Raw genomic sequence first — 13590 nt, 5'->3', positions numbered from 1 at the left:
TTAATAATAACATACTGATTCTGAATGATAAAATTTATATTTAATACTATTTTAAAGGAACATAAATTGGATATGCTCATTCAAAAGGTTATAATAGATAAATAGAATTAAGGCTTGTAACGCTGATATAGCTTTCAATAAAGTACAAAAGTATTGTTCCCCATTTTAAATTTGATAAGGCATGCAATTCTTTTCCGCTCCTTGGATTTTTGCATTCATCCCTTAAGACACTCGTAAGGCAGAAATAAGTAAGTCTTATTTCAAGAGATGATGGAAATAATAATCCAAAGAAGGGGGAGTATTTACATAAGAATGATACGTAATGTTTTACATCAATTTATTAATTGCTTATGTTCATTTGATAGCGAAACTGGAGCAGTAAAAACAGCGAAGCCGTTTTGTAGAAGGAGTGAATACATGAGTAATTTCTTTCGGAGTCATGGATTTAAGCGCTTTATTATTCTAGTCGGAATCGCTGCTGCACTCTACTTAATGCGTAGTATGATTAATCTTATACTTCTTACCTTTATTATTACCTATTTGATGAATCAATTGACTACGAAGACAACAGCTGGAGTTCGGAAGTATGTACCGATGAATGAAAAAGCAGTAACTGTTACCCTTTATTTGTTGTTAGTGGCAGGAATAGTTGCCGTAATCTATAAGTATTTGCCAGTAGTTACCCAACAAATTACACAGCTTTTTGATCTTATTGCTAGCTTTAATTTGGATCCAGATGATAATGAGATTGCCAGATATTTGGCACCTACCTTTGAGAAGATTGAACTTGGTAAATATTTAGAGCAGGGTGTGGACCTAACTCTTAAAAATATTACGAATATTGGTAAAATCATTTTACACATCTTTATTTCACTGATTTTAAGCTTGTTTATTTTACTTGAGAAGAAGAGAATTATTGAATTTACAGCAAAGTTTAAAGAAAGTAAGATTGGTCCACTTTACGATGAGCTAAATTATTTCTCAAGAATTTTCATTCGTTCTTTTGGTAAAGTAATTGAAGCACAATTTATTATTGCAGCAGTGAACTGTGTTTTATCGGTTATAGCTTTATCCATTATGGGCTTCCCACATTTAATTGCCTTGGGAATCATGCTCTTTGTATTAGGATTAGTACCTGTCGCAGGGGTCATTATTTCCTTAATTCCACTGAGTATTATTGCATATAGCATTGGTGGTTTAATGTACATTGTCTATATCTTAGTAATAGTGATGGTACTACATGCTATAGAGGCATACTTCTTAAATCCAAAGCTAATGTCTGCAAAGACGGATCTTCCTATATTCTATACATTCATCGTCATTCTCTTCTCGGAGCATTTCCTTGGCGTATGGGGATTAATTATAGGTATTCCATTATTCATGTTTCTACTTGATATTCTGGGGGTTACTTCCTCGGAGGATGAACTACAAAAGGCTACGACAGTGCATGAAAATAAACAAATCGAATAGCATTATCTTTCAAAAAGGAATCAAAAGTCTAAATGATTCCTTTTTGATTTTTATAAATTAGCATTATCAATGTATAAAGAGATAAAAATAAAGAAAGTGACAATGATATGTGATATATTACATATCAGTAGATAAAATAATTGGAGGCATTTATAATGGAACAATTCGATTCTAAGAAAAAGCTTAAACGGACGTTCGTACGCGAGGAGGCATATACAATTATAAGAGATTGGATTGTTGATGGAACTTTAAAGCCCAATCAACAATTGAGAGACAAGGATTTAGCAGAGCAATTAGGTGTTAGTCGAACACCAATTCGAGAAGCATTATTGCGCTTAGAGGATGAAGGGTTTGTGCAAACAAAGCCTAATCGTTCAACAACTGTATCTCTTATTGATGCTACTGAAGTATTCCATCTCTATTCTATTGGCTGTACGCTTGAACAATTAGCGATGAAACAGATATTTGAATATATAACAGATGATCATCTACAAATGATGGAGGCAATTAATCTTAAACTTAAAAATGCGATAACTGAAGGAAATCAATTAGAAGCGGTAGAACACGATAATGAGTTTCATGAGATTTTTATTGAAATATCTCAAAATAAGGAATTGAAACGAATACTTACAGGTGTCAGACAAAAGCTTAGACGTGTTGAATTATATTATTTTAATTTAGTAGAGGATGTTCAATTTTCCTATGAGGAACACTTACGTATTATCGAAGCTATTAGGCAAAAAAAGTTATCTGTAGTACTTAATGAAATTGAACAAAACTGGACATTAAGTTTTGCTAGAATCCAAAATTACCTAATTGGTTAATTCATAGAACAAAGGGGTTTGCAATGAGTAAAATACAAAGCTATATCAAGGAATATCATCCAGTTGTACATGTATTAGTTTTCGGCACTGTTTTAATTACCCTAACAAGCTCTATGAGTATGCCCTTTTTAGCTATTTTTTTAAGCCAATCTGTAGGCTTAGATTTTGCAACCATTGGATTTATTATTGGTGTAGGTCCCTTAGCTGGAACCTTTTGTGGATTAATTGGGGGAGTTCTTTCAGATTTTATTGGAAGAAAGAAATTAATGCTTCTTTCTTTAATTGGGTTAAGTATAGCCTTTATAGGTTTTACTATTACAACAAATATTATGGGTTTACTTTTTTTTAGTATTCTTAGAGGAATAGCTCAGGCATTTTTTGGCACGGTTTCTAAGGCGCTTATGGCTGATTTAACACCAGATCATAAAAGATATAAAATGTTCGCTAATCGTTATTTAGCATTGAATATTGGTTTTTCTATAGGTCCTATGCTAGGAGCATTTTTAGGTATTGGAGGCAGTACGATAGCATTTGTATTAACTTCCATTGTCTATAGTATCTATGCAGTAGTTTTATTTTTTATGCTTAGAGCTATTGATGATAATGCATCAGTATCTGAGGAGAGCATCAATATAGCATTATTATGGAAAACAATGCGTAAGGACACGCCATTACTATTGTTTATTATTGGGGGAATGTTATTAACTACCGTGCATGGTCAAATGTCAGTGACACTTTCTCAACACCTACAGGCAAATATCGTAGATGGCATAAAATTATTTGCGGCGCTGATGAGCATTAATGGATTCACTGTATTAATACTTCAAATACCAGTAACGAGATGGTCGGAGAGATTTACATTTACACAAAGAATTTTATTTGGATGTATTTTATTTGCGATTGGAGAAGCTGGGTTTGCTTTTTCAACCAATTGGACACCCTTCATTATTTCGATGCTTATATTTACTTTAGGTGAAATTCTTGTTATTCCCGCTGAATATGCTCAGGTAGATGAAATTACACCATCACATTTACGTGGAACTTACTATGGAGCTCAAAGTTTAGGGGAGTTTGGAAATTTTGTAGGTCCTTGGTTTGGAGGCATCTTGCTGTCAGTATATGGAGGAACAACGATGTTTTTATTTATGGCCTTCATATCCCTTTTAGGTAGCTATTTCTTTTATTTAGGGAAAAGAAATTATACTAAAAATTTAATTGTAAATGGAAAATTATGATACAAAATGTATAGTTAAGAAAATGGAGCTTCTTTTTAAGGGCTCCTTTTATATTTCATCTATTACTATAGTATTAATACTCTAGATTATGTAAAATTATCCACAGGGGGGTGTTATAATGAAAAAAGTAATTTTAACTTTATTAACAGCAATATTAGTATTTTCGTTCACATCATTAAATGCTGAAGTAGAAGCGAAAGAGACATTTAAAAACTGCAAAGAGCTAAACAAAAAATATCCTAAAGGTGTAAAAAAGGGTCATGCAGCGTATTCAGCAAATCTTGATAGAGATAAAGATGGTTGGGCTTGTGAAAAATAACTAATATAACCCCTTTCGTTGCAATATTACGAAAGGGGTTTTCTCAATTTTAGCACTGTATTTTAAACTACTGGCCTGAAAATTGTATGTGATTTTCTTTTCATAAATATAAAAATTAGCAGAGCGGTAATTCCTTCAGCAACAGGGAAGGTCCACCAAATAGCTTGAGGACCAAGAATCTTTGGTAATAGCACAAGTGTAGGTATGAATAATATAATACTCCTTAATAACATAATAGTTGTGGCAAGTCGAATTTTTTCAATTGATTGGAAAAATTCTGCATACACCATATTCATGCCAAGGAATATATAACCGATAGCGAAATGAACGAAGCCTTGTGCAGCCATATTGCGAATTTCGAATGTGCTTTCTCCGAATAACGCCATTAACTGTGATGGGAATAACATTGCGATAATAGCAGTTGTTAAGCCAAAAATTAGTGCTGTGGCAGTGCCGATTTTTAAGAGTGCCGTTAATCTTGTTACCAATCTTGCACCGTGATGATAGCTAACTAGAGGTTGAAGTGCCATACCAATACCAAGAAAAACGGTTAACAGAACCGTATGAATATAGTTCACCATTGCGTAGGCAGTAACCCCATCTGAACCTAAATAGTATAAGAATGTCACGTTATAAAGAATGACGATTATTGCCACTGAAGCTTCAACAATAAAGCTCGGTAGCCCGATCGAAAATATTTTCTTTAAATCAGAGATGATGAAAAAATTACGTACAAATCTTAATTCGGATTGCTTTCTGAAGAAATGTAGGCAGAGTACTGACATACCGATAATTGTGGAGAGTGCTGTAGCTAATGCACAGCCAGTTACACCGTAATTGAATACGAAAATAAAGATGTAGTTTAAGATAATATTTAAAACAGATGTAGTGATTAAACCCATCATTGCAAGTTTTGGATTGCCGTCATTACGAATAAAAATGCTTAGTAAATTTTCAATTGTATAAAACACACCAAAGATTAAAATAATGTGTAGGTACTCTTGAACATAAGGGTAAGTAGCATCACTTGCCCCAAATATATAGGAGACTTCTTTTAGATTCAACAGAAGTAGTAGAATCAGTGTTAGAACAACAACAATCATTGTTGTAAATGCTAATGTAAAGATTTGATGTGCTCGCTTTTTATTGCCCTCACCAAGAGAAATCGAATATAGTGTAGCTCCACCCATTCCAATCCAAAGAGAAATGGAAAGGAGAATAGAAAAAATAGGAACAGAGATATTTACACCTGCTAAAGCCGTAGGTCCAACACCATGGCTAACAAAAATTCCATCAACTAAAATATTTACTGACATTAGCAACATACCGACCATAGCTGGGAATAGGTATGATAAAAACAGAGGCTTTAGAGGTCTTGTTTCGATTGGATTAATGGTTGTCATGGTCTTGCACCTCCTTGACCATTACCTTTTCACCCTTGTCATCCAACTCCCCATTAAAAACAAATCCAAAATTTTTATATAGCTGAATGGCTGCAAGATTGTTGTCATAAACGCTTAAATAAATGTTTTGGCAGCCATATGTAGCTACCAGATGATTAATAAGCTGCTGTAAAAAGCATTTCCCCAATCCTTTGTGCTGATATCGCTCATCAATAAAATAACGATCTAACCAAACGCGTGCTGAATTGTCCATATGAGGGAACATACCATACATAGCAAAGCCGACTGCCGTATTCTCTCTGTATAAGCCAACAGGTATAAAGCGTTTATCGATTTCAGCTTCTGCTAAGCATTGATCCGTACTTTCAATAAAGTTTTTCTGATTATCTGCGATGCGTAATGTTAAAATTTCCTCTTTGTTTAAAGCTGTGATGTCACGTATCTCCGTGAACATAATGTCAAAACCTTTCTATTTTTATTGTGAATAGCTACAATTTAATGTATATAGTTACTATATAGTCAAGGAGAGAAACTTAAAAATGTTTAACAAAAATGTAAAATATTTTACAACTGGTGAATTTGCGAAAATCTGTAAGGTCAATAAACAAACACTTATTTATTACGATCAAATTGGCTTATTATCGCCCATCATGAAGGATAATAAGGACTACCGCTATTATTCCATTGCTCAATATGAATTTTTTAGTGTCATTGAGCTGTTGAAGGCAGTAGGTATGTCTTTAAAGGAAATTCAAAAATATATGGCTGAAAAATCTCCTGAAAATTTTCTAGACTTAATGCATCAGCAAAAGGAGATTGTTGCCAAAAAACGAAGAGAGCTGGAGCTGATTGAAGGCATTATTGATGTCAAGATTGATTTAACAGAGGAGGCTCTGCACCTTGATTTTGATAGTATTACAATTGAGCATTTACCAGAGGCAACGTTGTACTTAAGTCGAAATATTGAGGATTCAACGGAGGAGCAATTTGTTAAGGCTGTCTCTGATTTTATAGATGAGTTGGATCGCTCCCAATTAGATACTGGTTATCCAATTGGGGGGATTACAAGGAGGGAGCAGGTGCTGGCGGGTAACTATGATAATTATAGTTACTTGTATATTGAGCAACCTCATCCACAGGAAGGACATCCTTATTTCAAGGCGATTGAAGGAGATTTTATTGTGGGATACCATGTTGGACCATCCACGACACTTGGTGAATCCTACAAGCGATTATTTAAGGTTATGAGCGAAAAGGGCTATGAATTGGGGCAATACGTTTATGAGGAATATATTTATGATGCAGTTATTAAAAATCGTGAAGAGGAATATGTAACAAAAATTATGGTGGAAATAAAAAAAGGGTGTTGAAGCATTTTTGACTATCAACACCCAAATTAACATGCTTCTTCATATGCCTTAGTGCAAAGTTAAGTTTATTTCCGGATGTGCCTTCTGTATTTCATTTAATTTATTTTCATGGACTCCTTTTAAATTTTTATCAAAAAAGCCAAGTGATAATTCATTGATTAATTTATAGATTGCATTTACATCTGCACCAGATTCATTAATAATCGGCGAAACGGCTGCTAAATCTGTAAAACTTCCGTGATTTGTTTTTGGAATAATAGCTGTGTAGACACTAGGCTTTTCAATTGTTTTATTTCTTAGATAAGATTCTACAAACAATTCATCACGATTACCTGGTTGCTTGCTATATGCTTCCTTCATAAAGTTAATAGATGCCTCAGCATTCATCAACATAAATGGTTTTTCAGGACCATTTGATGGCATTGAATCACCAAACAATCCACCATCCATATCAATTGCTGCTTTAATGCGACTGTCCTTTACAAGCATTTGAGCAGAAGTAGCACCACCAAAAGAGTGACCTAACATACCTATATTGTCATAGTCAATTAGTGAGGCAATTGCATGGAATTTCTTATCAAAATTCCCTTTGATGACTTCATCTAAAACAAATGATGTATCCTGCTCCCAAAGTTTGATTCGATTATTCAAGAACGTAATTGTGTTTTCAATTGGTGTAAAATCAACACGATCGCCATCAGGGAATATGGTTGTTGTCGCGTCACCTGTAAAATTTAGAGCAACAACAATATAGCCATGACTCACTAATTCCTCTAACTGGAAGGTATTTTGGCGACTATATAAACTCATGCCATGTGCAAATAATAGAAGTGGAAATTTTTCTTTGGACTTTATAGGCGTCGCATCCTGATAAGAATGGGTTTTCGTTAGTCCTAAGTGAGTTGTAGCAATATAGGGAAATCCCTGTGTTGCTGCTAATTGCTCTGTTAACGCATCCATATGTTCAAAGTAGGGAGAAGGCTGTCCTGTCCCTTTTTCAGCAGGATAATATACCTGAATCATCAATTCGCGATTCACCTGATGGTTAGGTACAACAAATTCTTTGCGATTTTTATCGATAAGGTGAAATGTCTGTGTTCCTACTGTATATTCTCCTGTCGGTTCTGGAAAAGACATGATTGGAAATAGCTTTGGTAATGTGAACATTGCAAAAGATGCTACAACAATACCGGATATTTTAATTATTTTCATGCTTAATTTCTTTGAAACAATTGTACTTTTTGGCTTCACAAAAACCTGTAGTGTTAATAACAGCAAAACAGTATAAGCAGGGATCATACGCCAGTTAGCACCAATTGTCATAATTGTTCCTATTAACAAAATATAATTGGTTGCTATCACAAATAGATTTATTTTAGTTACCCCACGTTGTCTCAAAATCAGTGAGATGCTTGAGAGTATTAAAATAATTGTAAATAGTACTTCTAAAGTTTTCATCATTTATCTCCTTTAACATACATACGAATGTATGTAAAAAATTAAAATAATAAACTACATATAGTAGTCTACTATTCCTGAACTTTATCAAATAATGCTAAAAAAACATCTTTCAAATCATCATTCACAAATGGCATACCGATTCCTTTGAACATCAAATTTAAATGTTCAATTTTTTGAATAAATTCAGCTCGGCTTACACGAAATATTTCAGGATTCATCCAAATATCAAAAAGCATTGTAAAGGTTTCAGCTGCTTGCTTGGGAAAAGCAACTTGCAGTGAACCGTCTTGATTACCCTCATCAATAATTTTTTGAATACCTGGTGCAACAACTTGTACGCCTTCCGTGATGCGACTATAAACAAATTCAGCAGAATTCATTTTAAAAGGGATTGTGGATAAATCTTCTTCCTTTATGCTTTGAGAAATTGAAAAGGAAATTCCTTGTCTTAAACGTTCTAAAGCATTTAAGTTTTTTAAATCTGATATGTCGTTAAAATAATTATTTGCTGTCAGCATTTCCTTTGTGATGGCATCAATAACATCAGCGCGCGTTTTAAAATGATGATAGAAGGCTCCTCTAGTAATATCTCCCACATCATCTACAATCTCTTGAATCGTTACATTATCCCAACCGTTTACTGTAAATAATTTAACAGCTGATTCAATAATTCTTTTTCTCGTTACTTCTGGATATTTATTTCTGGCCATAAAATATCTCCTTATAGATACATTCGAATGTATTTATAATGATAGAGACAGTTTTCCAAATTGTCAACAATATACTATTTGTGAGCATCACTTAAGAAAATTAGAAAAGAACTAGTAAAGGTAAGCAATTTAGCATATATTTTGAGTTTAAACGGAGGTAAGATCCGAGTGTTTTTAGGTAAATTAAAGTTTACTCCTAATAAGTAAATGAACTCCTGACGATACATTAATGGGGAAAAAATGTAGCACTTTACCCAAAAGTACTTTTCTGTATATGGAGGAACAGTCATGCAAGTGTGGGTTGAACGATGGAAGCAATTATTAAAACAACTTGAACAGCAAGGAGCTTGGACGCGTCCACTTGAGATAAAGCCTGTAGCGACTGAGCAAGAGCTTTCAATGGTAGAGATGCGGCTTGGCGTTCCGATTCCTTCTGAATTCCGTAATGTATTACTTCATTGTTCTAGACAAGTAGGGGTGTATTGGTCTTTACCTGAAGAGGCACTACTTCCTATTGAGCTGGAAGACACACCTCTAGGTAATTTTGGTTGGAGCTTGGAAGAACTCGAATTCCCTGATTTTGGTGGAGATAGTGATAATGCAGATGAACAACTATACCTACAATATCATACGGCTGGCAATGGTGATGCGCTTCTTATAAAGATTGAGGATGGTTCTGTTTGGTATTGGAGTCATGAGGAAGGTGAGTTTGACCTTCTTGCCTGGAGCTTTAATGATTATATAGAGAGGGTTACGACTTTAGGATGTATAGGAGTAGATTGTGGTCAGCATCGACAGTTTTGTAGTGAGGATGGCTTGGATATAAGTTTGGACAACTCTCAAATCTGGCTAAAGTGGTTTGAACAATATTTAACTACAACATGGAACCAAGCTATGTATCACTTGGATTTCTTACTCATATATGTATCGATGCATAGTGTGAAAGAAGCAAAAGTTCAAGAAGCATTTACATGGTTTGATTCCAGAAAGGTGTATGTTGCACTTCGAAATCAAATTGAACAATCACTGCGATTATCAGATAAAGAAGCATGGTGTAAGGTGCTAGTAAAGGTTTGTGCAATAGAGGCAAGCGATTGGGTAAGGACACTTTGGAAAGACCAAAATGATATGCCTAGTTCGATTCGAGACTATTTAACAGCCTACTGTCTATCAGAAGAAGAGGGGCTTTCTCTTGTTCTTCAAGATATCGAGAATGAGCAAATTGATTCCTATACAGCTTTACATCGACTACGTCATTTTCACAGCCCAAAAACGATAACTTGGATGAAATCCTTTGTTTCCTTTCCAATCGATGGATGGGATACACTTTTAGTAGAATCACAGCCGAGTGGAGAAACTTTACTTGAGTGGTTGAATGGCAGTGAAGTAGAGCGCCTAACAGCTATACGAGCAGTATGTAAAATGATGCAGCAAGGAATAAAGCCAACAACTTCACCAAATAAGGAGAAATGGCTGCCATTGCTTGCATTTTGGAAGGACAATGAAATACTACGAAAACATAAACAGCTATTTAACCAAGCTCTAGAAGGCTTGGATTATTGGTGAAATCTATAATTGAAAGAGGGAGAAATGATTGAACTATTTCACTATATTCGCTTCCATGAATAATACCGAAGATATTGAATTTAAGATTTCCGATGTTTTTAGTAAAGGTTTTGCTATTGAAAAAAATGAAGATGAGTTTCTCATAAAGTCCAAAGCATTATTTAATAAATACAAATTAATGATTAGAGTGATGTCAGAAGATACAAACCCAGAATACTTTGCCAATAATATTCCTGGCATGATGGGCTATTACAATAGTATGCCTTTTGAAGATGACAATTTAAAAGAATTGGTTTTAACACAAATTTCTGTGTTAAATACAGTAATTTCCATTGAAACTGAAAAAGAGATAGAGGATGAACAGATGCTATTATTTACGAATCTACTATCAGTAATAGGGGGTATTGGCTTTGTACCAAATGGTACCTTACTAGACAAAGAAGGAGTTGTTATTGTTTATCCTGATGGGAAATCGGGACCATCCAACTTTAGACCTCATGCCTGTACACGAAAGGTGAGGGGACAAGAGGTGACATCAGAGGAAGGTCATCAAAGAAAGAATAAAGCGATAGCTTATTTAAAAGAGAAAGGTATTCCATACACAGATTCACTCCCGCAACTTCCACCAATTGAGGATTGTCAGTTTAAAGCCAAAGAGGATATTGCTAGGAGAGCTGTAGCCTTACTTATTGTTATCCAATTTGCTTGTGATGTGGCACAAGGAGAAAATGTAGAGGAATCAAGAGACTTTTTCATCAGTATGTTGCGTAAATATGAGGTGGAAGACATTCTAACTGATAATGAAAGAGCCTTTTTATATAGTAAGCAACCAAACGCACAGGAAGCCATTAATATTTCATGGCAATATGAAGCTTATTGGACACTAATTTGGGCACTTGGGTTTGTTGACAAGCTTGATTTTCCTGATGAGGTATGTGATTGTGAGTATGCTATACAAGTTATTTCTAACTGCGAAACATTTGAGCAATTTTATCTTCAAACTGCAATGCGTAGCCAGAAAGTAATATTGGATGAAGCCGATAAGATATACAGATTGCATTGGGCTTGCGTAGATAGTCGTATACAAGAACGAACGGCTCCTGCTGGTATGAATGAAAGTATTGTTATGGAAAGACGCAGAGGCTTATTCTGGTTAATTGGTCATCAAAATGAAAACTGGGATACGATTTCGATGGATACTTAAAAAATAGCAAACTAGTTTTAACTAGTTTGCTACATGTATTATCTATTGTTACTTGATGTAATTTGGAATACTTACCTTATCAATTAAAAGAATGCCATCAAATTGATCGCGAGGAACAAAGCTTTCCTGTATAACTCCCCAACTATAGGATATACGTGGCTCAAACATCCATGAATTTCCTCTTTCGTTTTGGCGATTTCTTAAATCAATAAAAGTGTAAGGTTTTTTTGCTGAGGAAAGAATATCCTCAGTAGATCCTTTGACTGGAGGTAGTACAGACCAAGTTTCACGTGCATTGCTTGCATTTTCTCCACTTGCCATATACAGGCCAAGTACATAGCTATACTTTTTATAGATGTCTGGTAGACGTTCACCCATTAAATTTAACGCATAAGGGGAACCCATTATTTTAGATTGAGCCTTGCGAATATGGTCATTATGCGCCCAAACAATAAATTTTTCAGTCGGATAAATCTCCTCTGCTAGCCAAAGCAAATTTTCCAACATGGCTTGATCACGCCATTCCATAGTTTTAAAGAATGAATCATATTTATTTTGCTCAGTTTCGATGTTTGACTGAATAGATAGTTCCACATACTCTTCTGCTAAGCGTATACGGTCAGCTAATGTACGTTCCATAAGCATTGTAATATGAGGCTCGCTCGGATAAGCTGCTTTTAACTCTTTCTCTTTAGGCTGGACTTGTGATTTTACTTGTTTATACACGTCGATAATGCTTGGTTTGGCCTTTTGATATCCTTTTAAATCCTTGCTGTAGCTCCAATCTACAAGCTGATTCTCTACTTCACTGAACTGTTTAGCAAGCTGATTATTTTGTAGCCAGCCCCCATCTGTAAATGCACCTTGTTGTTGAATATCAAAGCCAGCTAACATTAGAGGCTGCTCTGTAGCTTGGGTTTTCTTAGCATACTCAAATAACGGTAGGGTCTCTTTTGACCACCATACACCAAAAATCCCATCCTTCATCGTCTGCAGAGCCGCTTGCTTGTCAATTTGCCCCTGAGCATTCATAACGTTTCCCATGCCGCTTTCAAAGGCAAGGACGTTGTAGCCCATTTCTTGGTGTAAAAACTGAATGATACGTGTTTTTGCAAGGCTAAACTCGGCTACACCATGCGAGCTTTCCCCTAAAAAAACAATACGCTTATCGTGTAATAAGGGCTTTAGCATCTCTAAATCTTCAAATTTACCGGATGCAATTTTTGCTGATTCAAAGGATTCAGGCTGAATGGAATTTAAACTATATGCATGGTCATTCACCCAATTCTTCCAGTCTTGTAGTGCTTCATTGGATGTACGAGCTTGCTTCACTTCTGATACCTGCTCTAAACTCGTCTGCTCGGCTATTCTTGGAGCAGCCACTGCTGCATTTGCATCCCCGTTAAACGCTATAAAACTTGTTAATGCAATACTGAATGATAATAGTATTTTATTTCTTTTTCCTTTTGTCATTGTCCATCAATCCCTCACAATAGATTGAGACCAATTATACGCAGGTAAGTTTAAAGTTAAGGGGGCTTCTGTTTAAATTTTGTTTAAATTTGGATTTATGTCTTAAATCAGGAAGATAGAATTAAAAAACCTCCAAAAGTGTGATATCGAAACGATAAGTCACTGTGGAGGTGCTGTAATTAACTCATTTATAGTGATATGTGCTAGCTCTGTGATTGTTGCGTTGTATTTGATTAAACCATGCGCGATCCTTTTCTTCCTGCTTTAATGTACTAACGATTGTTGATGAGCAGTTAATACAAATTTTTGCCTGTGTAATTTGACCACATCGTTCACAAGGGGCGCCTAGATTAGGAAAAATTGAATTTTTTAATTTTCCTGCCTTCACCCATTTATAAAGCAGCTCAGAAGAAACCCCTGTTAATGCAACGACCTCATCATTTGTTAAATAGCGATTATTTTTTCTAAGTAAAAAGTGATGTAGTTCCGAAAAAATATCTTCCTCTCGCACATCAATTTTTTTTGCAAATTGGTGCATAGTAATTCCTCTCCTTA

Annotated in this window: 13 protein-coding genes; 7 read left to right on the top strand and 6 right to left on the bottom strand. The window is 35.1% G+C overall.

The window, feature by feature from the left end; all coding sequences use genetic code 11:
• Positions 1-417: 417 nt before the first annotated feature.
• The 4 genes from AC3WOM_RS07320 to AC3WOM_RS07305 all read left to right on the top strand — a co-directional run bounded on the left by AC3WOM_RS07320 (position 418) and on the right by AC3WOM_RS07305 (position 3848).
• Complete coding sequence (locus tag AC3WOM_RS07320; RefSeq protein WP_427537310.1) at positions 418-1470, top strand: AI-2E family transporter; 1053 nt, start codon at positions 418-420, stop codon at positions 1468-1470.
• Positions 1471-1625: 155 nt separating this feature from the next.
• Positions 1626-2294: a GntR family transcriptional regulator gene (locus AC3WOM_RS07315; protein ID WP_492445893.1), complete on the top strand. Its 669-nt coding sequence runs from the start codon at positions 1626-1628 to the stop codon at positions 2292-2294.
• A gap of 23 nt (positions 2295-2317) precedes the next feature.
• Positions 2318-3529, top strand: a complete 1212-nt coding sequence (locus AC3WOM_RS07310) for an MDR family MFS transporter (protein WP_492445892.1) — start codon at positions 2318-2320, stop codon at positions 3527-3529.
• Positions 3530-3647: 118 nt separating this feature from the next.
• Complete coding sequence (locus tag AC3WOM_RS07305; protein WP_492445890.1) at positions 3648-3848, top strand: excalibur calcium-binding domain-containing protein; 201 nt, start codon at positions 3648-3650, stop codon at positions 3846-3848.
• 62 nt (positions 3849-3910) lie between these two features.
• On the opposite strand, the gene AC3WOM_RS07300 is transcribed toward AC3WOM_RS07305, so the two are convergent.
• Both AC3WOM_RS07300 and AC3WOM_RS07295 read right to left on the bottom strand, forming a co-directional pair.
• Positions 3911-5251 carry an MATE family efflux transporter gene (locus AC3WOM_RS07300; RefSeq protein ID WP_427537322.1) on the bottom strand — a complete coding sequence of 447 codons (1341 nt, stop codon included), beginning with the start codon at positions 5249-5251 and terminating at the stop codon, positions 3911-3913.
• Positions 5238-5705, bottom strand: a complete 468-nt coding sequence (locus AC3WOM_RS07295; RefSeq protein ID WP_492445889.1) for a GNAT family N-acetyltransferase — start codon at positions 5703-5705, stop codon at positions 5238-5240. The genes AC3WOM_RS07300 and AC3WOM_RS07295 overlap by 14 nt, the downstream gene beginning before the upstream one ends.
• A gap of 85 nt (positions 5706-5790) precedes the next feature.
• Here AC3WOM_RS07295 and AC3WOM_RS07290 point away from each other — a divergent pair, with 85 nt between their 5' ends.
• Positions 5791-6621, top strand: a complete 831-nt coding sequence (locus AC3WOM_RS07290; protein ID WP_427537328.1) for a MerR family transcriptional regulator — start codon at positions 5791-5793, stop codon at positions 6619-6621.
• Positions 6622-6669: 48 nt separating this feature from the next.
• Here the strand turns inward: AC3WOM_RS07290 and AC3WOM_RS07285 are convergent, their stop codons facing one another.
• Positions 6670-8079 carry an alpha/beta hydrolase family protein gene (locus AC3WOM_RS07285; protein WP_492445887.1) on the bottom strand — a complete coding sequence of 470 codons (1410 nt, stop codon included), beginning with the start codon at positions 8077-8079 and terminating at the stop codon, positions 6670-6672.
• 71 nt (positions 8080-8150) lie between these two features.
• Positions 8151-8792 (bottom strand): TetR/AcrR family transcriptional regulator, encoded by a 642-nt coding sequence (locus AC3WOM_RS07280; protein WP_492445885.1) that lies wholly within the window; start codon positions 8790-8792, stop codon positions 8151-8153.
• 288 nt (positions 8793-9080) lie between these two features.
• Between AC3WOM_RS07280 and AC3WOM_RS07275 the strand changes: the two genes are divergently transcribed.
• A complete protein-coding gene (locus tag AC3WOM_RS07275) occupies positions 9081-10358 on the top strand; it encodes an SMI1/KNR4 family protein (RefSeq protein ID WP_492445884.1) in 1278 nt (425 codons plus the stop codon).
• A gap of 28 nt (positions 10359-10386) precedes the next feature.
• Positions 10387-11562: a DUF4272 domain-containing protein gene (locus AC3WOM_RS07270; protein WP_492445882.1), complete on the top strand. Its 1176-nt coding sequence runs from the start codon at positions 10387-10389 to the stop codon at positions 11560-11562.
• 48 nt (positions 11563-11610) lie between these two features.
• Here the strand turns inward: AC3WOM_RS07270 and AC3WOM_RS07265 are convergent, their stop codons facing one another.
• Complete coding sequence (locus tag AC3WOM_RS07265) at positions 11611-13035, bottom strand: erythromycin esterase family protein (RefSeq protein WP_492445881.1); 1425 nt, start codon at positions 13033-13035, stop codon at positions 11611-11613.
• A gap of 184 nt (positions 13036-13219) precedes the next feature.
• Positions 13220-13573, bottom strand: coding sequence for a hypothetical protein (locus AC3WOM_RS07260; protein ID WP_492445880.1), 354 nt, complete (start codon positions 13571-13573; stop codon positions 13220-13222).
• Positions 13574-13590: the final 17 nt, after the last annotated feature.

Source organism: Lysinibacillus sp. FW301-JW8, from assembly GCF_058788755.1.
The sequence above is the reverse complement of the archived record's forward strand: the minus strand, read 5'-3'. Positions and strand labels throughout refer to the sequence as shown.